This window comes from Mesorhizobium sp. M1006, assembly GCF_040318825.1.
Taxonomy (GTDB): domain Bacteria; phylum Pseudomonadota; class Alphaproteobacteria; order Rhizobiales; family Rhizobiaceae; genus Mesorhizobium.
Genome location: NZ_JAMYMZ010000030.1, coordinates 1 through 20,283, shown reverse-complemented (window position 1 = coordinate 20,283; position 20,283 = coordinate 1). Strand labels below are relative to the sequence as shown.

Genomic DNA, 20,283 nt, shown 5'->3' with positions numbered 1-20,283 from the left:
TGCAAAGTCAATCTTGAAGCCACGGGTCAGGTAAGCTTGAGACTATTCCCGCCGCGGTGTGGCAGCCACGCAACGTCAGGCGCCTGGACCCCTTGGCCCTGTGAAAACCGGGTATGGTTCCGCATTAGGAGTCGTCGGGCTTCGCCGGCGTGATTATATGGAGGCCAAACGAGCTGTCCCCCATGCGCTTTCCGCCTGCTTTCCTCGACGAGATCCGCGACCGCGTGCCGATTTCTTCGGTGATCGGCCAGCGCGTCGCGTGGGACAGGAAGAAGACTAACGCGCCGCGCGGCGACTATTGGGCGTGCTGTCCCTTCCATGGCGAGAAGAGCCCGTCCTTCCACTGCGAGGACAAGAAGGGCCGCTACCATTGCTTCGGCTGCTCGGTTTCGGGCGACCATTTCAAGTTCCTGACCGAACTTGACGGGATGAGCTTTCCTGAAGCGGTCGAGAAGATCGCCGACATGGCCGGCGTGCCGATGCCGGTTCGCGATGCCCAGGAGGAGCGGCGCGAAAAGGAACGCGCCAGCCTGACTGACGTCATGGAGATGGCGACGGCGTTCTTCCAGGAACGGCTGCAGGGACCGGAAGGGGCAAAGGCCCGCGCCTATCTGCGCGACCGGGGGCTGACACCGGCGACGCAGCAGTCTTTCCGCCTCGGCTATGCCCCCGACAGCCGCAATGCGCTGAAGGAGCATCTTGCCGCCAAGGGTGTCCCCAAGGCCGACATCGAGGCGTGCGGGCTGGTGCGCCATGGCGACGACGTCCCGGTTTCCTACGATTGGTTCCGCGACCGCATCATGTTCCCGATCCCGGATTCCAGGGGCAAGATCATCGCCTTCGGCGGGCGGGCACTGGCGCCGGATGCGCCGGCCAAATACATGAACTCGCCCGATACGGAGCTCTTCCACAAAGGCAACGTGCTCTACAATTTCGCCCGTGCGCGCCAAGCGCTCGGAAAGGGGGCGCTGGCCAAGGGCGGCACGGTCATTGCCGTAGAGGGCTACATGGATGTGATCGCGCTGGCGCAGGCCGGCTTCGAAAACGTGGTGGCGCCGCTCGGCACCGCGTTGACTGAAAACCAGCTCGAACTTCTATGGCGCATGGCTGGCGAGCCGGTGCTGTGCTTCGACGGCGACCAGGCCGGGTTGAAGGCAGCGTGGCGCGCCGCCGACATGGCGCTGCCGGCGGTCCAGGCAGGCCGCTCCGTGCGATTCGCCCTGCTGCCGGAGGGCAAGGATCCCGACGATCTGGTCAAGGGTGACGGGCCGGATGCGTTCCGCGCCGTGCTTTCCGAGGCACGGCCGCTGGCCGACCTCTTGTGGATGCGCGAGACCGCCGGCGGCATCTTCGACACGCCGGAACGGCGGGCGGAGCTCGAAAAGACGCTACGCGAACTGACCAGCCGCATCCGCGACGAGAGCCTTCGTTATCACTACCAACAGGAAATGCGCGAGCGCGTGCAGAGCTTCTTCGGTGCCCAGCGCGGACGCCAGGGACGTCAGGACGGACGGCCCGGTGAGCGCTTCCCGGGCAGGGTCTCAGCACCCGGCGGACAGTTTGCACGTGGCGGCAATGCCGGTGGGCGCACCGCGATCACCGAAAGCCTCGGCCGCTCGGCGCTGGTCAAACGCGGCGGCGAGGGCATGTCGGTGCGCGAGGCGACGATCATTGCGGCCCTCGTCAACCATCCCGTGCTGATCGACGAGAATTTCGCCCATGTCGAGTTCCTCGATCTCGCCAATTCCGATCTGAAGCGGCTGCATGCGGCCATCCTCGACGCCATGGCGCACGATATGGCCAACAACCGCGAGGCTGTAATCGCGACGATCGAGCGGGCCGGCTGCGGTGAGATCTGGCAGCGCGCGGTGGCGCTGATCAAGCGTGCGCGGCAATGGCCGGCGCTGGAAACGGCAGCGCTCGACGATGCTCGCGATGCGTTCAGCCAAGCTCTCCACTTGCAGCGCAGCGCGCGCACCTTACATAAGGAGCTGAAGCAGGCGGAAGCAGCGCTCGCCAGCGATCCCACGGACGAAAATTACCGGCACCTGGTCGAAATCCAGGCGCAATTTCGTGATGTGCAGGCAACGGAAGCGCTGATCGAAGGGTTTGGCGTATCGTCGGGCAGAGCTGGGCGCGTTTAGATTGAAGCCTCCAGAAGACTGAAATGTAAGGACGTGCTTGCGCGTTGAATCAAGCGTGCGGTGCTCTAAGTCGGGTAATTGATTCGCTTTTTTCATGCGAATCATGCGAGAGGCGCTTGACCTTCCGGCAGAATGGCGGAATCAGGTCGATTCGAAACGTTAACCCGCCCCGGCATCGACGGGAATGCAGCGATGTAAGGTACTGATCACTGGACAGGCAGTCAGCTTGCCACAGATATCAGGGTTAATCTGGACTTAACGAGAGATGCAGTTACTGGCCCGGTAAAGCGCGTTCTGGAAAGAGCGCATCCAATTTGACCGGACCGGCAGCTTACGCGGCTTTGATACTCAGCCGCTTGGAGAAAATAAAGACTATGGCGACAAAAGAAAAGGAAGAAGTCGAGACCGAACGCGAGGCCGCGACCGATGGCCCTCTGCTCGACCTTTCCGACGATGCTGTCAAGAAGATGATCAAGGCCGCCAAGAAGCGCGGTTATGTCACCATGGACGAGCTGAATTCGGTGCTGCCCTCGGAGGAAGTGACCTCCGAGCAGATCGAGGACACGATGGCCATGCTTTCCGACATGGGCATCAACGTGGTCGAGGACGACGAGCAGGGCGAGGAGCCCGAAGCCGCCGACACCGCCGCTGACGCCGAGGAAGACGCCAACGAGCTGGCCGAGCAGACCGGCACCGCCGTCGCCGCCACCACGACCAAGAAAGAGCCGACCGACCGCACCGACGATCCGGTCCGCATGTATCTGCGCGAGATGGGCTCAGTCGAGCTTCTGTCGCGCGAGGGCGAAATCGCGATCGCCAAGCGCATCGAGGCCGGCCGCGAGACGATGATCGCGGGCCTGTGCGAAAGCCCGCTGACTTTCCAGGCCATCATCATCTGGCGTGACGAGCTCAACGAATCGAAGATCCTGCTGCGCGAGATCATCGACCTTGAAGCGACCTATGCCGGGCCGGAGGCCAAGCAGGCGCCGGTTGTCGAGCGTATCGAGGAAGCCAAGACCGAGGAAAAGTCGCGCCGTTCGCGCGAGGACGAGGACGACATCACCAATGTCGGCGGCGACACGCGTGGCCTGGTGGACGACGACGAGGAAGACGATGACGAGGCGAGCCTGTCGCTGGCGGCCATGGAAGCGGAACTGCGCCCGCAGGTGATGGAGACGCTCGACGTCATTGCCGACACCTACAAGAAACTGCGCAAGCTGCAGGACCAGCAGGTCGAGAACCGGCTGGCTGCCGCGGGCACGCTGTCGCCCAGCCAGGACCGCCGGCTGAAGGAATTGAAGGACCAGCTGATCAAGGCGGTGAAGTCGCTGTCCTTGAACACGGCGCGCATCGAGGCACTGGTCGAGCAGCTCTACGACATCAACAAGCGCCTGGTGCAGAACGAAGGCAAGCTGCTCAGGCTGGCCGAAAGCTATGGCGTGCGCCGCGAGGAATTCCTCAAGGAATATCAGGGCTCGGAGCTCGATCCCAACTGGACGCGCTCGATCGGCAATCTAACCTCGCGCGGCTGGAAGGAATTCACCAAGAACGAGAAGGACGCCATCCGCGACCTGCGCGCCGAGATCCAGAACCTCGCCACCGAGACGGCGATTTCGATCCAGGAATTTCGCAAGATCGTCAACCAGGTGCAGAAGGGCGAGCGCGAAGCCGCGATCGCCAAGAAGGAAATGGTCGAGGCCAATCTGCGCCTCGTCATCTCCATCGCCAAGAAATATACCAATCGCGGCCTGCAGTTCCTCGACCTGATCCAGGAAGGCAATATCGGCCTGATGAAGGCGGTCGACAAATTCGAATACCGCCGCGGCTACAAGTTCTCGACCTACGCGACGTGGTGGATCCGGCAGGCGATCACCCGTTCGATCGCCGACCAGGCGCGCACCATCCGCATTCCGGTGCACATGATCGAAACGATCAACAAGATCGTGCGCACCTCGCGCCAGATGCTGCATGAGATCGGCCGTGAGCCGACGCCGGAAGAACTGGCGGAAAAGCTCGCCATGCCGCTGGAAAAAGTGCGCAAGGTGCTGAAGATCGCCAAGGAGCCGATCTCGCTCGAAACGCCGGTCGGCGACGAGGAGGATTCGCATCTGGGCGACTTCATCGAGGACAAGATGGCGATTCTGCCGATCGACGCGGCGATCCAGGCCAATTTGCGCGAGACGACGACGCGCGTGCTGGCCTCGCTGACGCCGCGCGAAGAGCGCGTGCTCAGAATGCGCTTCGGCATCGGCATGAACACCGACCACACGCTTGAAGAGGTCGGCCAGCAGTTCTCGGTCACCCGCGAGCGCATCCGCCAGATCGAAGCCAAGGCGCTGCGCAAGCTCAAGCACCCGAGCCGGTCGCGCAAGCTCAGAAGCTTCCTCGACAGCTGAGGCCGGGTGACGGATAAGCAGTTTAAAGGGCGCCGGTGGCGCCCTTTTCCGTTTGGACACAGGCGATCACGATTGGACGCGCCGCTCTTGCGGGTCGCGCCCTACGAGAGGATAATTCCGCGACGGACGCATTCTCTGGGCGACAAACCCGGATGCCCGCCCCGGCAGTTGGACGCCGTGCTCCGTGGCACCGGAGGGAGGTGTGCCATGACAACTTACATCGTGCTGATCAACTGGACGGAGCAAGGCGCCAAAAACGTGCGCGAATCGCCGAAGCGGCTCGATGCCGCCAAGAAGCTGCTGGGAGACATGGGCGGGTCCTTTAAGGCATTTTATCTCACCATGGGGGATTGCGACATGGTGGCCGTGCTCGAAGCGCCCGATGATGCCGTCCTGGCTCGTTTCTCGTTAATGCTGGCGACGGCTGGCAACGTCAGGACTCGGACGCTCAAGGCTTTCCCGGAGGATGCCTATCGCGAGATCATCACCTCGCTCGGCTGAGCCGCGGCGCCTGAAGCGCGTCGCGCTGAACGGCCTTTGCGACGCGCTTTAGGCTCTTCTTTTTATGCATGTCGTTATCGTAAAACCGCTGCATACCCTTTGGGCGACCTGGATCAGCGAAGCCGGCCATTCCGCCGGTATCGTGTCACGTTGCGGCGCAACGGCATTTCTCGGATAATCCGTGCGTGTCCTCTGGTGCCGTTTCGAAACATGAGCAAGCCTCTGCTGACTGTCTGGTACAATACGCGCTGTCCGGTCTGCGATACCGGCATCCGCCGGCAGAAGCGGCGGCTGATCGGGGCGGTCAAGGCCGGGCGGATCGAATTTCGCGACATCAATGCCGAACCGGCGGCGCTGGCCGGGTACGGCATCGGCCTGGAGGACATCCGGCGCCGGCTGCATGCGATCGACGCCGACGGCAAATTGCTGGTCGGCGCCGATGTTGCCATTGCTGTATGGCGCACGACGCCCGGCGAAGCCTGGCTCGCAACGCTGTTCGGCAATCCCGGCGCACTGCCGTTGACGCGCTATGGCTATGATCGCTTTGCCGATCTGCTCTATGCCTGGAACCGGCGCAAAGGCCGCTGGTAACGGGTATTATTCGCTCCGCACCGAAACGTCCGGAGATTGTTTCCGGGCCTTTCGCGTGCCCTGCTATCGAGCCACGGGCTCGCAAAGCCAGCCAACGATGCGGCGCACCGCCGGCAGCACCAGCAGCAGCGTCGGCCAGCCAGGACAGGCCTCAAGCCGTCAGCCAAGTGGCCACATGTCGGGCTGGAAGCCAAGGCTTTTCAGTGTCGAGATGAACGACACGATGAACGTCGTCAGCAACGACAGCACCAGCGGGCCGAGCACGGCGGCATAGCGCACAGGCAGCCTGCTGCGCGGGGTTTTCATGGTCATTTGGATTTCCCTGAAGCATCCGGTTCGTCGCCTTGCACCCATTCGCCGGTATTGTCGGCGTAACTGCTCGGAACGACCGGGGTGGATGCGTTGCTTCACGTCAGACGCTTACGGAGCGGCCTTCGGCCCTCATGCACCATCTAGCTGCCCTCGCTGGCGAGATCAATCCTGCTGGTGCCATTTTCAGATACATCGTAAGATATATCTTGACTCGGCCGTGGCGGGCACTTAGTTGAGATATATCGTAAGACATAACTCAAGGAGCAGACAATGCACAAAGACAATCATTTCAGCCATCATCGTTTCGGCGAACGCGCCGAGCGCGTCTTCATGCATATGGCCGGCAAGTTCGGCGGACGTGGCGGCGGCTTTGGCCCGTTCGGGCATGGCATGAGAGGCGGCGGACGCGGCGGGCCGGGCGACATGTTCCGCGCCGGCCGCATGCTGGCCGACGGCGATCTCAAGCTGATCACGCTGTCACTGCTGGCCGAGGCGCCGCGGCACGGCTACGACATCATCAAGGCGCTGGAGGAGCGCACCAGCGGCGTCTACAGCCCGAGCCCCGGCGTGGTCTATCCGACGCTGACCTTCCTGGAGGAGGCCGGCTACGCCGTTTCTGCGGCGGAAGGCAACAAGAAGGTGTTTTCAATCACCGAGGCTGGGCAGGCGCACCTCAACGAAAATCGCGAGATGATCGACCACGTGCTCGAACATCTCGAGCGCTTCGGCCGCAAGATGGCCAAGGCGCGCGACTGGTTCGGCTGGAACGATGACGGCGACGGTGGCCGGCGCGGCCGCGGCCGCTCGGAAAAGCGCGACGAGTTTCGCGCCGTGCGCCACCGGCTACGCGCCGCGCTCGGCGAGATCGTCGATGCGCCTGAAGCAAAGCAGGCCGAGGCAATCAGCATATTGGAAGCTGCCGCGGAAGCCCTGGAAGCGCTGACGCGCGACTGACCTCTAACGGCAGGCCGCAGGCGGCCCTTGCCGGTCCAGCCAAGGACCGGTACTGAAAATCATCCTGCGTCGCGCTATGTGGTGCAGGATGATTGCCGTTGGAGGATACCCCATGTCTTTTCTGAAGCGTCTTTTCGGCGGAGGCAACGAAGCCGCCGAGCCAAAGACAGCGGCGCCTGTAAAGCAGATCGAGCACAAGGGATTTTTGATCAGCGCCACGCCCTACAAGGCGGAGGGCCAGTACCAGACCTGCGGCGTGGTTTCGAAGGAGATCGACGGCGTGATGAAAGAGCACAAATTCATCCGCGCCGACCGCTTTGCCGGGCTTGATGACGCTGTCGACATCTCGATCAAAAAGGGCATCCAGCTGGTCGACGAGCAAGGCGAAAAGATCTTCGGATAGATCGGCTACTACAGCCTTGGGTCGATTGGCTCGCTTTCCAACGCCAGCACGGCGAAGACACACTCGTGAACCCGGCGTAGCGGCTGCTTGGCGACAAATCGCGTTAGCGCTTCGTGGCCAAGCGCGAACTCCCGGAACGCCAGGCTGCGCTTGCCGGCCAGGCCGCGTTCTCGGAGGCGGATGAGATTGTCGGGTGCATCATATTCGGGACCATAGATGATGCGCAAATATTCCGGGCCGCGGACCTTCAGCGCCGGCTGGATGAGCCCCTTCTCGCCACGGCTGACGAAGTCGCGTGGTTTGACCACCATGCCTTCGCCGCCTGAGCCGGTCAGTGCTTCCCACCAGGCGACGGCCTCGGCACACGCGCTGCCGTCGGCGAGGTCAACCATACGCCATCGAGTCGGCGTGACCACGCCGCCACGGGCAGCCAGACGGTCCGCGAGCGACATGTGCCAGACATGGTCCTGGTCAAACCAAACACGTCCCTCGCTGGCCAGCAGGTGGAAAGGCGCGGCCTTAAGGTCCTCGACGCCCGAAACTGGCCATACGTAGGGCGCCCAGGCGGTGGCGTATTTGGCTGCGCGGACGGCCCGGTCTTCAAGGCGTGCGTTCAGGCCGGCTGCATCGACGCCGCGCGCCATCGCACGGGCCAGCGCCTCGCTGCTGGCCTTGAGACCGGCGGCAGAGGATGTGGCCACAGGCGCATACTGGCTTTCGATCAGACTGCCGGCCTTGGCCGACCAAGGCATTATCTCGGCGTCCAGCAGCAGCCAGTCGCTGTTCAATTCCTTCCACAGATCCGCCGTGTCGACCTCGGCGCGGAGACGGGCGAGCAGGCCCTCCGTCATGGCACTGTCGTTGAAAAAGGAGCGTCCGGTGCGGGTCCAGATTGCGCCGGTTTCGTCGCCAGGGACCCCGAAGCGGCTGCGTGCCGCCTGCGCGTTCCGGCAGAGCGCGATCACTGCCCGCGAACCCATGTGCTTCTCCTCGCACACGATCTGCGCAACGCCGCGCTCGCGGAAGTAAGCGAAGGCATCCTCCGGACGTTCCAGCCAGCCGTCCTGGCTGCTGGTCTCGGACGGCGACATGGTCGGCGGCAGATAGATCAGCCATTGCGGCGAGAGCGCGAAGCGGCTCATCACCTCCAGTGCTGCCGACGCGTTCTCCTCGGCCACGACAATCCGGCCCCTCAGTCCGGTCTCGATCCAACGGCGACCGGAGACATCCTGATAATCGAGCACGCCGTCGGCGTCGGCCTGTGCCGATTTACCGGGACCGGACCCGCCCAGCGGACGTATCGGCTCCGACCAGGTCTCGATTGCCGGCACCTCGACCAGTTCGCGTTCCGGCCAGCGCAAGGCCGTCAGCTTGCCGCCGAATACGCATCCGGTGTCGATGCACAGGGTGTTGTTGACCCATTCGGCCGATAGCGTGGGCGTATGTCCATAGATAATGGCCGTCTTGCCACGATAGGCCGCAGCCCAGTCGGCACGGACGGGCAGCCCGAATTCGTCGGTCTCGCCTGTGGTCTCGCCGTACAGAGCGAACTCGCGCACAGCGCCGGAACCGCGTCCGATCATCCCTTCCTTGAGGCCGGCATGGGCGACGGCGAGGCCTCCGCGATCGAGCCAGACATGGCTGCGCAGGCCGTCGAGAAAGGCCGGCAGCGCCTCGCGCAGGCCTCGGTCCTGTGCATTTAGCTGATCAAGAGTCTGCTGGAGGCCGTGAGCGACAGTGACCTTGCGGCCTTCTAGCCAGCGGCTGAGTTTGCGTTCATGGTTGCCCTGGACACAGTAAGCCGTTCCAGCCGCGACCATGCTCATGGCAATGCGCAGCACGTCGGGCGAGTTGGGGCCGCGATCGACGAGGTCGCCGACAAAGACGATCTTGCGGCCCTCTGGTGGAACCACGGTGACCATTCGGTCGCCCTGATGCTCAGACCAGGCGACGCTGTAGCCCAGTCGAGCGAGCAGGATATGAAGCTCATCCGAACAGCCGTGGATGTCGCCAATGATATCGAACGGGCCATGGTCGTCGCGCTTATCGGTCCACAGCGGCTGTCGCGACACCTCGGCCGCGTCGATGCTGGCCTCGCTGGTAAGCTTCCAGACTTGGCGGAAGCCCTCGCGTTGGAGGCCCCCAAGACCCTTGCGGACCTCGGTTGTCATGCGCTGGGCGACCCCGGCGCCGAACTGCCGGTCGGCTCGCACCGCATTGCGTGCGACGCACACCTCGACGCCTGGATCGAGGACCACGGCGACGGGCAAAGCGTGCCACTTGCGCGCCAGCTCAATCCAGGGCTTGCGGTCGGCGGCTCGCACATTGGTGGCATCGATGACGGCCAGCCTGCGGTGTTTGAGCCGCTTGCCGGCTATTTCGCGAACCAGATCGAAGGCATCCGCAGAGACGTCCTGGTCGGTTTCGTCGTCGGAGATCAGCGCCCGGCACTGGTCCGAGGAGATAATCTCGGTCGTCAGGAAATGCTTGGTGGCGAAAGTCGACTTGCCCGATCCGGTCGAGCCGATCAGCACGACGAGGGCGAAGTCAGGAATGGTGAGGTTGGTCTTATCAGGTTCTCTCATCGGGTGAACACCGCCATCTGTGTGGGGGCGCCGAGGGTCGGGTCCTCGGCTCCGATACCGCTGAAGGTGGCTGCATAGCCATAGATCTCGCCGATTTTGGCCGCCCAGGCTTGGAACTGAGCCCGGCTCCATTCGAAACGGTGATCGGGATGGCGAAATGCGCCAGGGACCAGTCTTGGAAACAGAGCGTTGTAGTCCGCATTCGGAGTGGTCACGATGACGGATTTGGGCGCCGTCTCACCGAAAACGATGCGTTCGACCAGGGGCAGCCTGTCCTCGTCGAGATGCTCGATGACCTCGACCAGAACGGCGACGTCGGCTGCGGCCCAACGGCTGTCGCGGTAGGTCAGCGATCCATGCAGCAGCGTGACCCGGCCCTCGGGCGGCCCGCCTAATTCGTTCAGCTTGAGACGCTTTGCGGCCCATTCCAGTTCGCGCGCCGCCGGATCCAGACCGAACAGCTTGTGAATCCATCGCTCGCGCACCAGCCTGTCGAGCAGCTTGCCTTCACCGCATCCCAGGTCCGCAACCGTGGTTCCTCGCGTCGCCCGAATGGCGTGGACAACTGCGTCCATGCGCAGATCGTTGAGCCGGATAGGCGTCTCCAGCGCTTCCTCGGGCGTAACGCGCGGCTCGGCAGGTTGTGCCTCGCCAGCCGTCTCGGGAGCCAGCCGCTCCAGGGCGATGCGGGCCAAAGCCCGGCGATTGCCCAGATAGCGGCGCACGATCAGGTCTTTGGCCGGATGGTTTTCCAGCCAGCCTTCGCCTTTGGACAGCAGCTTGTCGATCTCTGCTTCGCCGACCCAGTAATGCTTGGCATCGTCCATCACCGGGATCAGCACATAGAGGTGGTTCAACAAGGCGCTGAGCCAGCCCGTGCCGGTCAGCTTCAGATGGCCGTATCGGGGCTCGCCCGCAGCACCCCCGATTCCTTCGATTGGCGTCAGATCGACTGTCCAGCCCAAGGGTTCGAACAAACTTCGAACCAGAACCTCACCGCCGCGCGTTGGCAGTGGCGTGACCACGGCTTCCAGCGGCAGTTCGCTGTCGGCTAGTTCCTGGCGCTCCTTCGATATACCGGTCATCGCCGTCCGCAGCATTTTGTTCAGCGCCACCGACAGGAAGGATGATGCAGCGTAAGGCCGGTCGTTCACAAATTGGTCTAGCAAGCCTTCTGACTGGCCCTTGCCTCGCACCAGTCCCACCGGGTCGACGTCGAGCAGGAGTGCAGCCTCGCAACGCTCTTCGGTTGCCTCGGGATAGAACAGCCACGCCTTGCCGAAAGACAGGTCGGTCTCGTGCAGGCGATCCGGATGCTTGTGCAGCAAGAAGCCGAGATCGGTGGCCGGACGGTGCGTTGTGGCAACGGAAAGGAACATCCGCGACCGATAGCGCAGACAAGCGGAATAACCAATGGCGGTTGTGTGGCCCACCACAATAGGTTGTCGCCAACGACAACAAGGGCAGGCGCCGGGCGCCTGCCCTTGTACAATTCAGACGATCCTGACGCTTTACGCCGCGGTGGCGACGCGCTCGGCATTACCGGTCGCGGCCACAATGGCGTCGACCTTGGTCGAGGCCTTGGCCAGCGCTGCTGCCACCGCATCGGCGCCCATACCGACTCCTTCGATGCGGATGACCTCGAGATCGGTCATGCCGAGGAAGCCAAGCACGCTGCGCAGGTAGGGAATGGCGTGATCGAACTGCACGGCCGCACCTTCGGAATAGATGCCGCCCGAAGCCAGCACGATGTAGACCTTCTTGCCGGTGACGAGGCCCTTGGGGCCGTTCTCGCCATAGGCAAAGCTCTTGCCGGAACGGGCAATGTGATCGACCCAGGACTTCAGCGTCGAGGAGATGTTGAAGTTGATGAAGCCGGTGGCGAGAATCACCGAATCGGCGGCGAACAGTTCATCCAGCACGACATCGGAGACGCCAACGACTTCGGCCTGGCGCGAGGTGCGCGCTTCGGCCGGCGTGTAGATGCCGGTCGCATAATCGGCATCGATGTGCGGCAACGGATTGGCGACGAGGTCGCGCACGACAAGCGTGTTCGACGGATCGGCGGCAACAAGCTTTTCGGCGAATTCAGTAGCAATACGGGTCGAGTGTGAGGCAGCGCCGCGCGGGCTCGATGTGACAAGAAGGATGGACATAATGGGGTCTCCAGGGTTGGATCAAAATCTCCCGGCAGATATGTGTGCGCAGACCCATTTGAAAAACTGGTATATTTTGTATATTATCCATCTAAAATGTGGATTGAACGATGCAACCGAACCCGACGCTTGACCAACTGCAGATCCTGGTTGCGGTGGCCGAGACCGGCAGCTTCTCGGCCGCCGGGCGCAAATTGAATCGCGCGCAATCGGTGATCAGCTACGCCATCGCCAACCTCGAAGCGCAGCTCGGGCTGAAGCTGTTCGAGCGCGAGGGCACGCGTGAACCGCAACTGACCGATGTCGGCAAGGCGACGCTGGAAGATGCGCGGCGCATGGTCGGCGTGCTGCAACGCATCCGCTCGCGTGTCGACGGATACCGGCAGGGATTGGAGGCGGAAGTGACGCTGTCGGTCGACGTGACGCTACCGTCGCCGGTGCTGGTTCGGGTGCTAAAGGCATTCGAGGCGCAGTTCCCGGCCGTGACGCTGCGTCTGCATATCGGCTCGCTTGGCCTTATCCTCGATCATGTTGTCGGCGGACAGGCCGATCTCGGCATCGGGGGGCTTCTGGGTGAGACGGACGTGAATCTGCTTCGCATCGGCTTCTTCTCCCTGGTGCCAGCCGCAGCGCCTGATCACCCTCTGGCGCTGCTGCCGAGACCAGTGGCGCTAGAGGATGTCCGCGAACACATCCAACTGGTCGTCTCGGACCAGTCCGAGCGTACGCGCGGGCGTGACTATGGCGTCTTCGCCTACCGCACCTGGCGGCTGACGGATGTGCGCACCAAGCACGTGCTGATGCGCGAGGGGCTGGGCTGGGGCGGGCTGCCGCGATGGCTCATCGCCGATGATCTGGCGACCGGGCGGCTCGTCGAACTCGATCTCGAGCCTTACAGCGAAGTCCGCTCGCCGCTCTATGCCATGCACCGCGCCGATCGCAGCCCGAAACCGGCGGCCGCCTGGCTGATCGACCAGTTCAAGCGCCAGCTAGGCTGTTTCAACGAGTTCGAACCGGGTGAGATACCTGAGGAGGAGCCGGAGACAGGCCGTCGATCAGCGCCATGAGAACGGCGCGATAGTCCTCGATCGATGCTCCAGTTTCGATTGCGAGCGCTGCGCGGTCGAAGGCGGCTGCGAGCAAAGCGGTCAGTGCTTCCACAGGCAGTCTCGTCATGGAGTGCGAGCGCATCGCGGCAACAAGGCCGTCGCGCAGCGAACGGTTGCCATGGCGATTGTCGATCGCATCCATGGCGGCGCGGCCGAGCACGGCCGGGCCGTCAAGCAGCAAGAGCCGCGTACGGCCGGGCGCACGCATGGCAGCCAGATAGGCATCCGAGCCGGCAATCAGCGCATCGCGGGCAAATAGCGAAGGCGGCGACGCGCGTTCGATCTCTTCCGAGACGGCTTGCGCCTCCTGTTCGACCACAGCGGCAAACAACGCCTGCTTGTCGGCAAAGTGATGATAGAGCGCGCCGCGCGTGACGCCGGCAGCGGCGACGATCTCGGGTGTGCCGGTCTCGGCATAGGACTTTTCGGTGAACAGTTTGCGAGCCGCGGCGATGAGCTCAGCGCGTGTCGCCTCGGTGCGATCACGGTTGGAGCGACGAGCGGATCCTTGTTGCATACATGCAGCCTGTATGTTATTGCCATTTACATGCAGACTGTATGTTATTTGCCGGGAGAAGGAAAGATGAGGACGACGAGCTATTATCCGGTGCTGATGACGAGCGACGTTGCCGGCACGGCAGCCTTTTATGTTGCGCATTTCGGCTTCAAGCCGCTGTTTGAGGCCTACTGGTACGTGCATCTGCGCTCAGCCGAAGATCGCCGCGTCAACCTCGGCATCGTCCAGGGCGATCATGAGACGATCCCGGAGGAAGGGCGGGGCCGCACATCTGGCCTGCTGATCAATTTCGAGGTCAGGGATCCGGATGCCATCTGTGAGCGGATCACCGCCGCTGGCCTGCCGATCCTGCGAACGCTGCGCGACGAACCCTTCGGCCAGCGTCATTTCATCACCAGGGATCCCAACGGCGTGCTGATCGACGTGATCAGGCCGATCCCGCCGAGCCCAGAATTTATGGCGCAATATGCGCAGGGTGCTGCGGCGCGCTAACTCGCCCGCGCCAACGGCATCACGGTGACCTGAGTAATGCCGGAGCGGCGCACCACCGTGCACAGTGTCTCGCGGCCGATGCGCTCGGCGTCGAGCATGCGCACCAGATCGTCGACGCCGGTGACCGGGCGGCCGTCGATGGCGGCAATAATGTCGCCTTCCCTGAGGCCGGCTTTGGCCGCCGGGCTGTTCTTTTCGACGGTGCGCAGGCGCACCGCCGTGCTGCTCGATACTTGCGACAAAAGGGCTGCGCGGCGCGGCAGGTTGGTGGTGTCGGCGGAAACGCCGATGAAGGCACGGCGCACACGGCCGAAGCGGATGATTTCCGAGATGACGAAATTGGCGGTGTTGGAGGCAACCGCGAAGGCGATGCCTTGCGCACCGTGGATCATCGCGGTGTTAACGCCGATCACCTCGCCAGCCGAGGACACCAGCGGTCCGCCAGAATTGCCGGGGTTGAGCGCGGCGTCGGTCTGGATGACGTCGTCGATCAGCCGGCCGGTGGAGGCACGCATCGAGCGGCCGAGTGCCGAGACGACGCCAGCGGTGACGGTCCATTCGAAGCCGAGCGGATTGCCGATAGCAATAGCAATCTGGCCGCGCCTCAATCGCTTGGAATCGCCAAGCGGCGCGACGTCCGCAAAGTTGCCGTCGGCGCGCACCAGCGCAATGTCGGTGTCGGGATCGCGGCCGAGCACGCGGCCTTCCCTGGAGGCGCCGTCCGGCATTGACACGCGTACGCTGCGCGCATCGCCGACGACGTGGAAGTTGGTGACGACCAGCCCGTCCTGCGCGATGACGAAGCCGGAGCCATGGCCGCCGGGGCCACCGATGCGCTCGATGCGGCAGACAGCGGGCCCGATGCGGTCGACGGCATCGGCGACCGTCGCCGAATAGGCATCGAGAAGGGCATCGTCATATTGCAATTGCTGGGCGGGCAGGGCCATCCGAAGGCTCCGTTTGGAACAAGATGAACAATGCCTATATGTGCGGAGCGGCCGGACCGGCCGCGACCTGACCAGATGGCCAGTCAAATGCCCAACTAGCCGTCAGGCGAGTATCCGCCAACGCCCTGCCGGGCGATATCTGGGTCACGAAGAACCCAGGAGACAAATCATGAGCGATTTCAATCTGAGCACGTTTTCCGACGCCATTGCCGACATCGCGGCAGCCGCGGCACCAGCGACGGCCAGCTTCGCGACGCACCACCGGACGTCAACTGCTTTCCACTGGCGGGACGGCTATTTCGTCACTGCCGAGGAGGCGGTCGAGGCCGGCGAGGAGATCGAGCTGACGTTTTCTTCGGGCGAAGCCGTCAAGGCGGAACTGGTCGGCCGCGACCCGTCCACCGGCACGGCCGTTTTGAAACCGGCCGGCGCGCCCGCCGCCCCGTCACTGGTAAAGGCGGATGCGGTGCGGCCGGGCAACCTGGTGGTCGTGGCGGGCAATAGCGACGGCACCTCGCTCGCTACCTTCGGCACGGTCGGCGAGGTCGGCCCGGCCTGGCGTTCAATGCGCGGTGGCACGATCGACCGGCGCATCAACCTTGCCGTCAATGCCGGCGGCCGTTTCGAGGGTGGCCCTGTGCTCGACGCCAAGGGCGGACTGATCGGCATGCTGCTGTTCGGGCCACGCCGGCGGGCGCTGGTCATGCCTTACGAAACGATCGAGCGGGCAGTCACGACGCTGCGCGAGAAGGGTCATGTGGCGCGCGGCTATCTTGGCGCCGGCCTGCATCCGGTCCGCAATGGTGATACACAGGGCGCCATGGTGATGAGTCTCGACGATAACGGGCCGGCGAAATCAGCCGGTCTCAGTCTCGGCGACATCATCGTGTCGTGGAACGCAGAGACGGTGCATGGCCCGCGCGAGCTGATCCGCAAGCTCGGGCCGGACAGCGCCGGTGCCTTGGTGACACTCGGCGTGGTGCGCGGCGGCGAGAATCGTGAGGTTTCCCTGACCATCGGTGAAAAGCCACTGAGCTGAGGGATAGATGGTAAGCGGTGAGGTCGCTGGCAGACGGCTGACGGTGCTGATCGCGCTCGGTGACGCCGAGCGCACGCGAAGTCTGTCCGCCATTCTCGCCGCGACCGATGATCTGCGGCCGGTTCTGGCCGGCGAAGTCGACGGGCGTGAGGCGGCGGATGTCGCCATCGTCGATGATCATGGGCTACAAGGCGGGCTCGTCGACGCGGCTATGCCTCGCGTGCTGCTATCGTCGCGAGCGGCCCGTGAACGGCCGGCCGATACAGTATTTGCCGTGCTGCCGGTGCAAGCGGACGAGTTGCTGATCGCCGCCGCCGCGCGGCTCGCGGCTGCGGGCTACCGGATTTCGCGTGACAGTCATGCTCTATCCGATCTGCATCACGATTTGACCTTCCATGGCAGCGACCGGTTCGAAGAGGAACCGACTGACGAGCATATCGTCCGGCCGACGCTTTCGCCGCGGGAAGGCGAGGTGCTGGCGCTGCTGGCCGAGGGCGCCCCCAACAAGGTCATCGCGCGGCGGCTGAACATCTCCGTGCATACGGCGAAGTTCCATGTCGCAGCGATCCTGACGAAGCTCGGTGCCGCCAACCGCACCGATGCGATTGCCATCGCCATGCGGCAGGGCCTGGTGCTGGTCTAGTTCAGATTGTCTCAAGGCCGACGCAGCGTAACCCGCATGCGGTGTGTTGGGCCTTGCGCGGCGGTTCTCAGCCGCGCAAGGATCGTGTCTTTCATGTTGCAGGAAGGCGCTAGGATGTCGCTCAAGGGAAAGACGCTTTTCATCTCCGGCGGGTCGCGCGGCATCGGGCTGGCGATTGCGCTGCGCGCCGCGCGCGATGGCGCCAATGTGACGATCGCGGCCAAGACCGCCGAGCCGCATCCGAAGCTGCCCGGGACGATCTACACGGCGGCGCACGAGATCGAGCAGGCCGGCGGCAAGGCGCTGCCGGCGCTGTGCGACATTCGGGATGAAGAACAGGTCGCCGAGGCGGTCGCCAAGACCGTGGAGCGGTTCGGCGGCGTCGATATCTGCGTCAACAACGCCAGTGCCATCCAGCTCACCGGCACGTTGGAGACCGATATGAAGCGCTACGATCTGATGCACCAGATCAACACGCGCGGCACTTTTCTCGTCTCCAAAATGTGCATTCCGCACTTGAGGTTGGCGGAAAATCCTCACATCTTGAATCTGGCGCCGCCGCTCGACATGAAGGCCAAGTGGTTCAAGAACCATGTCGCCTACACGATGGCAAAGTTCGGCATGTCGATGTGCACGCTGGGCATGAGCGCCGAGTTCGCCAGGGACGGCATTGCGGTCAATTCGCTATGGCCGATCTCGACCATCGACACGGCGGCGGTGCGTAACCTCCTGGGCGGGGCGACGGTGGCGGCGATGAGCCGTTCGCCCGACATCATGGCCGATGCGGCATACGCCATCCTGGTCAGGCCGTCGCGTGAGGCGACCGGCAATTTCTACATTGACGAAGAAGTGCTGCGCGCTGAGGGCGTCAGCGATTTCTCGGCCTATGCGCCGGGTGCGACAGGCCCGCTCGCCGGCGACTTTTTTGTGCCGGACGAGGTGTTCGGCCGGACGGATACCAAAATCAAAGGTATCTACTGACGGAAAGTATCTAGCTGACAGGCATATCTCTTAAAGACCGGCACAGACGTGTGCTCAGTCTTCGGCTTTCTTGGCTTTGCCAAGACCCATCAGCCGGTCGATATAGGCAAGCATCAGTGCCGACAGAACGAAGGCCAGATGAATGATGGTCAGCCACATCAGCTGGTCGGTCGTGTAGGAGACCGAGTTCAGGAACACCTGCAAGAGGTGGATCGAGGAGATCGCTACGATTGTCGAGGCGACCTTGACCTTCAGCGAGCCGACATCGATCGTGCCCAGCCAATGCACCTTGCCGTCATTTTCATCGAAGCGGCTGACGAAGTTTTCGTAACCCGAGATGATCACCATCACCACCAGTGAGGCGACCAGCGCGGCATCGATGAGGCCGAGTATTTTCAGGATGGTGTCGGTGTCATCGAGCGTGAAGGCAACGGAGACGAACTCGAACAGCTTGTTGCCGAAGGACACGGCATAGATGGCAAGTGCCGCACCCAGTCCGAGATAGAAGGCGACCAGCAGCCAGCGCGAGGCGAGAATGATCGATTCGATGGCGAGTTCGAGGCGCTTCATGCGGCGATTCGGGCTCCGTTATCGGAGTGCCGTATTTCGGGCAGGCTGCGGCGGTTTGCAAGGTTTCAAAAAAACGAAACCCCGCCGGGGAGGGGAACCGGCGGGGCTCGGGTGTCCCGCTGGAGTCGGGACAGGGCAGGGAACGCCCTTTCCAGAATCTGGGATGGGTAACCGCGCGTTTCAAGATTGATGACCGCGCGATTCAATGGTTGATCAAATCGCGCGGTTCACATTGCGGTTTATTGGGCGCTGGCCACAGGCGCTACCAGGGGTGTAATCCGGCGGATGGCGACGCGGCGGTTCTCGCGGTTGGGTCCCGACGTGTTAACCTTGAGATACTCCTCGCCATAGCCCTGCGTCGTCAGGTTCTCCGGCGGGATGCCAAAGGCGTTGGTCAAGGCTTCGGCGACCGCCTCGGCGCGGCGGTCGGACAGAGCAAGGTTCGCTTCCGGTGTGCCGACAGCGTCGGTATGGCCCTCGATCAGGAAGCTCTCGGCCGGGTTTTTCTTCAGCAGCTTGTCCATGGCGTTGGCAACACCCTCCAGCTTCTGGACCTCGGTGTCGGAAATCGAGGCCGAACCGAATTCGAAGTTGAGCGTGTCGAGGTCGATGCGGCGGGCGATGTCGCGCACGCGGGCCGAGCGCTTGACCTCGTCGATCGAATAGAGGCGCTGGACCCTCTCGACCGGCGGCCGTTCGAGGAAGGTGTAGTAGTCGTCCGGATCCTCGACCTCTTCGGAATCCAGAATGTATTCCTCTTGCGGGATGGTAAGGCGCATCGGCGGCAGGTCGTCGCCCGGGTCGCGCCAGTCTGCATCGTCGTCATAGTTCCGCTCGTCGACATAGCTCAGCACATATTCGCGGCCGTCGGGCGCGATGCGTGAACGCTGGATGACGTCGCCGTAGCGGTTGCGGATGGTGACGATCCGGACACCATTGTCACGCTCGACTATTTCCCGGGTGCGATCGCCCGACAGGTCCTCATAATAGACATTCCTGGCGCCGCGGTGCATGCGCGGTGCATCGCTGCTTTCGACGAACGTCTGGTTGTTGAACTGGAGGATAACGCGGTCGCCGAATTCCCTGACGACGTTGGCGCCCTGGGGGCGCGGACGACGACGAACATCCTCGACGTCCGGCGCACGCTCGACGCGCTTGCCTTTTTCCTCGGTCACCGGAACGATCTTTTCAGGCTTGATCTCCCGCTGGGCTGCCCGGTCGTCGGTGGGTGGCGGCCCCTGATCGACCGGAGCCGGCTTCGGGGCTTCCACCTGGTTCTCGCCCTGCTGGGCGGGCTGGTTGCCCTGCTGCTTACCGGCATTTTGGCCGCGCTCCTTGCCACCCTTGCGCTTGCGCAAGACATCCTTCTGGCTGTCCAGAACAGGTGCCTCGTTCGGATTGGCCTGGGCTTCACCCTGGACCGGATTTTCACCCTGGACCGGCGCGGCCTGGCCAGTCGAAGGCTGTTCGCCGGTCGAGGGCTGTTGCTCTCCTGTCACCGGCTGTTCGCCGACAGGCCTCTTGCCACGTTTCTTGATCTTGTCCTGGGGCTGTTCGCCCTGGACGGGAGCGGCCTGCTGCTCGATCGGAGCCGGTTGGGCCTGTGGGGTCGCTTCCTTATTGGTCGGCGCCGGCTGGCCTTCCGCCTCCGTGGCGGGTCCGGTCAATTCAGCAGGCTTCTTGCGCTTGCCCGGCTTTTGTCCGGGCTCGACAGTCGGAGCCTGTTCTGCCGGGGCAGCCTCGATCTGCTGGTTCTGTTTTTGCTTCTTCTTGCGCGGGTTGACGTTGGGCTGGTTGTCGTTTGCCGGCGCTGCCTGCTCGGCCGGTTGTTCCGATGGGGCCGCTTCGATCTGCTGCCGATTGCGCCGCTTCTTGCGGGGTTGCTCGGACTCGGCTGGAGCGATCTGCTCGGCCGGAGCGGATTCTGTTTGCTGCTGCTGATT

Annotated in this window: 19 protein-coding genes; 11 read left to right on the top strand and 8 right to left on the bottom strand. The window is 63.3% G+C overall.

The window, feature by feature from the left end; genetic code table 11:
- Nucleotides 1-182 precede the first annotated feature (182 nt).
- From dnaG to NKH60_RS23835, 4 genes are all read left to right on the top strand, one after another.
- Nucleotides 183-2,144, top strand: a complete 1,962-nt coding sequence (gene dnaG, locus NKH60_RS23850) for a DNA primase (protein ID WP_352772046.1) — start codon at nucleotides 183-185, stop codon at nucleotides 2,142-2,144.
- Between the two features lie 374 nt (nucleotides 2,145-2,518).
- Complete coding sequence (gene rpoD, locus NKH60_RS23845) at nucleotides 2,519-4,540, top strand: RNA polymerase sigma factor RpoD (RefSeq protein WP_023678297.1); 2,022 nt, start codon at nucleotides 2,519-2,521, stop codon at nucleotides 4,538-4,540.
- A gap of 207 nt (nucleotides 4,541-4,747) precedes the next feature.
- On the top strand, nucleotides 4,748-5,041 hold the full coding sequence (locus NKH60_RS23840) for a GYD domain-containing protein (protein WP_352450720.1): 294 nt from the start codon (nucleotides 4,748-4,750) through the stop codon (nucleotides 5,039-5,041).
- Between the two features lie 210 nt (nucleotides 5,042-5,251).
- Nucleotides 5,252-5,632: a thiol-disulfide oxidoreductase DCC family protein gene (locus NKH60_RS23835; protein ID WP_352836214.1), complete on the top strand. Its 381-nt coding sequence runs from the start codon at nucleotides 5,252-5,254 to the stop codon at nucleotides 5,630-5,632.
- Between the two features lie 159 nt (nucleotides 5,633-5,791).
- Here the strand turns inward: NKH60_RS23835 and NKH60_RS23830 are convergent, their stop codons facing one another.
- On the bottom strand, nucleotides 5,792-5,944 hold the full coding sequence (locus NKH60_RS23830; protein ID WP_352772044.1) for a DUF2798 domain-containing protein: 153 nt from the start codon (nucleotides 5,942-5,944) through the stop codon (nucleotides 5,792-5,794).
- A 270-nt stretch (nucleotides 5,945-6,214) separates the two neighbouring features.
- Between NKH60_RS23830 and NKH60_RS23825 the strand changes: the two genes are divergently transcribed.
- Together NKH60_RS23825 and NKH60_RS23820 are read left to right on the top strand one after the other, a co-directional pair.
- Complete coding sequence (locus tag NKH60_RS23825; protein WP_352491496.1) at nucleotides 6,215-6,898, top strand: PadR family transcriptional regulator; 684 nt, start codon at nucleotides 6,215-6,217, stop codon at nucleotides 6,896-6,898.
- A 112-nt stretch (nucleotides 6,899-7,010) separates the two neighbouring features.
- Nucleotides 7,011-7,301, top strand: a complete 291-nt coding sequence (locus NKH60_RS23820; protein WP_023719334.1) for an HlyU family transcriptional regulator — start codon at nucleotides 7,011-7,013, stop codon at nucleotides 7,299-7,301.
- A gap of 8 nt (nucleotides 7,302-7,309) precedes the next feature.
- On the opposite strand, the gene NKH60_RS23815 is transcribed toward NKH60_RS23820, so the two are convergent.
- From NKH60_RS23815 to NKH60_RS23805, 3 genes are all read right to left on the bottom strand, one after another.
- Nucleotides 7,310-9,886 carry a polynucleotide kinase-phosphatase gene (locus tag NKH60_RS23815; RefSeq protein ID WP_352836217.1) on the bottom strand — a complete coding sequence of 859 codons (2,577 nt, stop codon included), beginning with the start codon at nucleotides 9,884-9,886 and terminating at the stop codon, nucleotides 7,310-7,312.
- Nucleotides 9,883-11,265: a 3' terminal RNA ribose 2'-O-methyltransferase Hen1 gene (locus NKH60_RS23810; protein WP_352836219.1), complete on the bottom strand. Its 1,383-nt coding sequence runs from the start codon at nucleotides 11,263-11,265 to the stop codon at nucleotides 9,883-9,885. The genes NKH60_RS23815 and NKH60_RS23810 overlap by 4 nt, the downstream gene beginning before the upstream one ends.
- A gap of 132 nt (nucleotides 11,266-11,397) precedes the next feature.
- Nucleotides 11,398-12,042, bottom strand: a complete 645-nt coding sequence (locus NKH60_RS23805; protein WP_352491493.1) for an FMN-dependent NADH-azoreductase — start codon at nucleotides 12,040-12,042, stop codon at nucleotides 11,398-11,400.
- Between the two features lie 110 nt (nucleotides 12,043-12,152).
- On the opposite strand from NKH60_RS23805, the gene NKH60_RS23800 reads away from it, so the two are divergent.
- Nucleotides 12,153-13,109, top strand: a complete 957-nt coding sequence (locus NKH60_RS23800; protein WP_352450726.1) for a LysR family transcriptional regulator — start codon at nucleotides 12,153-12,155, stop codon at nucleotides 13,107-13,109.
- Here NKH60_RS23800 and NKH60_RS23795 read toward each other — a convergent pair.
- Nucleotides 13,042-13,668 (bottom strand): TetR/AcrR family transcriptional regulator, encoded by a 627-nt coding sequence (locus NKH60_RS23795; protein WP_352683626.1) that lies wholly within the window; start codon nucleotides 13,666-13,668, stop codon nucleotides 13,042-13,044. The genes NKH60_RS23800 and NKH60_RS23795 overlap by 68 nt on opposite strands.
- A gap of 66 nt (nucleotides 13,669-13,734) precedes the next feature.
- Here NKH60_RS23795 and NKH60_RS23790 point away from each other — a divergent pair, with 66 nt between their 5' ends.
- Nucleotides 13,735-14,160: a VOC family protein gene (locus NKH60_RS23790; RefSeq protein WP_352836222.1), complete on the top strand. Its 426-nt coding sequence runs from the start codon at nucleotides 13,735-13,737 to the stop codon at nucleotides 14,158-14,160.
- On the opposite strand, the gene NKH60_RS23785 is transcribed toward NKH60_RS23790, so the two are convergent.
- Nucleotides 14,157-15,107, bottom strand: a complete 951-nt coding sequence (locus NKH60_RS23785; protein ID WP_352491490.1) for a S1C family serine protease — start codon at nucleotides 15,105-15,107, stop codon at nucleotides 14,157-14,159. The two genes, NKH60_RS23790 and NKH60_RS23785, sit on opposite strands and share 4 nt — an antisense overlap.
- A 169-nt stretch (nucleotides 15,108-15,276) precedes the next feature.
- On the opposite strand from NKH60_RS23785, the gene NKH60_RS23780 reads away from it, so the two are divergent.
- The 3 genes from NKH60_RS23780 to NKH60_RS23770 all read left to right on the top strand — a co-directional run bounded on the left by NKH60_RS23780 (nucleotide 15,277) and on the right by NKH60_RS23770 (nucleotide 17,770).
- The gene (locus NKH60_RS23780) at nucleotides 15,277-16,146 is read left to right on the top strand and encodes a S1C family serine protease (RefSeq protein WP_352491489.1); all 870 of its coding nucleotides are present in this window, start codon (nucleotides 15,277-15,279) and stop codon (nucleotides 16,144-16,146) included.
- Between the two features lie 7 nt (nucleotides 16,147-16,153).
- Nucleotides 16,154-16,789 (top strand): helix-turn-helix transcriptional regulator, encoded by a 636-nt coding sequence (locus NKH60_RS23775; protein ID WP_352473965.1) that lies wholly within the window; start codon nucleotides 16,154-16,156, stop codon nucleotides 16,787-16,789.
- A gap of 114 nt (nucleotides 16,790-16,903) precedes the next feature.
- Nucleotides 16,904-17,770 carry an SDR family oxidoreductase gene (locus tag NKH60_RS23770; protein WP_352473967.1) on the top strand — a complete coding sequence of 289 codons (867 nt, stop codon included), beginning with the start codon at nucleotides 16,904-16,906 and terminating at the stop codon, nucleotides 17,768-17,770.
- 54 nt (nucleotides 17,771-17,824) lie between these two features.
- Here NKH60_RS23770 and NKH60_RS23765 read toward each other — a convergent pair whose 3' ends face one another.
- Nucleotides 17,825-18,340 (bottom strand): TIGR00645 family protein, encoded by a 516-nt coding sequence (locus tag NKH60_RS23765; protein WP_352450730.1) that lies wholly within the window; start codon nucleotides 18,338-18,340, stop codon nucleotides 17,825-17,827.
- A gap of 239 nt (nucleotides 18,341-18,579) precedes the next feature.
- A partial coding sequence (locus NKH60_RS23760) for an OmpA family protein (RefSeq protein ID WP_352836225.1) occupies nucleotides 18,580-20,283 on the bottom strand: 1,704 nt, incomplete at its 5' end.

Bases quoted from the DNA above. Each gene is read 5' to 3' on its own strand.
- dnaG (WP_352772046.1), top strand. From the start codon at position 183: ATGCGCTTTCCGCCTGCTTTCCTCGACGAGATCCGCGACCGCGTGCCG.
- rpoD (WP_023678297.1), top strand. From the start codon at position 2,519: ATGGCGACAAAAGAAAAGGAAGAAGTCGAGACCGAACGCGAGGCCGCG.
- NKH60_RS23840 (WP_352450720.1), top strand. From the start codon at position 4,748: ATGACAACTTACATCGTGCTGATCAACTGGACGGAGCAAGGCGCCAAA.
- NKH60_RS23835 (WP_352836214.1), top strand. From the start codon at position 5,252: ATGAGCAAGCCTCTGCTGACTGTCTGGTACAATACGCGCTGTCCGGTC.
- NKH60_RS23830 (WP_352772044.1), bottom strand. From the start codon at position 5,944: ATGACCATGAAAACCCCGCGCAGCAGGCTGCCTGTGCGCTATGCCGCC.
- NKH60_RS23825 (WP_352491496.1), top strand. From the start codon at position 6,215: ATGCACAAAGACAATCATTTCAGCCATCATCGTTTCGGCGAACGCGCC.
- NKH60_RS23820 (WP_023719334.1), top strand. From the start codon at position 7,011: ATGTCTTTTCTGAAGCGTCTTTTCGGCGGAGGCAACGAAGCCGCCGAG.
- NKH60_RS23815 (WP_352836217.1), bottom strand. From the start codon at position 9,886: ATGAGAGAACCTGATAAGACCAACCTCACCATTCCTGACTTCGCCCTC.
- NKH60_RS23810 (WP_352836219.1), bottom strand. From the start codon at position 11,265: ATGTTCCTTTCCGTTGCCACAACGCACCGTCCGGCCACCGATCTCGGC.
- NKH60_RS23805 (WP_352491493.1), bottom strand. From the start codon at position 12,042: ATGTCCATCCTTCTTGTCACATCGAGCCCGCGCGGCGCTGCCTCACAC.
- NKH60_RS23800 (WP_352450726.1), top strand. From the start codon at position 12,153: ATGCAACCGAACCCGACGCTTGACCAACTGCAGATCCTGGTTGCGGTG.
- NKH60_RS23795 (WP_352683626.1), bottom strand. From the start codon at position 13,668: ATGCAACAAGGATCCGCTCGTCGCTCCAACCGTGATCGCACCGAGGCG.
- NKH60_RS23790 (WP_352836222.1), top strand. From the start codon at position 13,735: ATGAGGACGACGAGCTATTATCCGGTGCTGATGACGAGCGACGTTGCC.
- NKH60_RS23785 (WP_352491490.1), bottom strand. From the start codon at position 15,107: ATGGCCCTGCCCGCCCAGCAATTGCAATATGACGATGCCCTTCTCGAT.
- NKH60_RS23780 (WP_352491489.1), top strand. From the start codon at position 15,277: ATGAGCGATTTCAATCTGAGCACGTTTTCCGACGCCATTGCCGACATC.
- NKH60_RS23775 (WP_352473965.1), top strand. From the start codon at position 16,154: ATGGTAAGCGGTGAGGTCGCTGGCAGACGGCTGACGGTGCTGATCGCG.
- NKH60_RS23770 (WP_352473967.1), top strand. From the start codon at position 16,904: ATGTCGCTCAAGGGAAAGACGCTTTTCATCTCCGGCGGGTCGCGCGGC.
- NKH60_RS23765 (WP_352450730.1), bottom strand. From the start codon at position 18,340: ATGAAGCGCCTCGAACTCGCCATCGAATCGATCATTCTCGCCTCGCGC.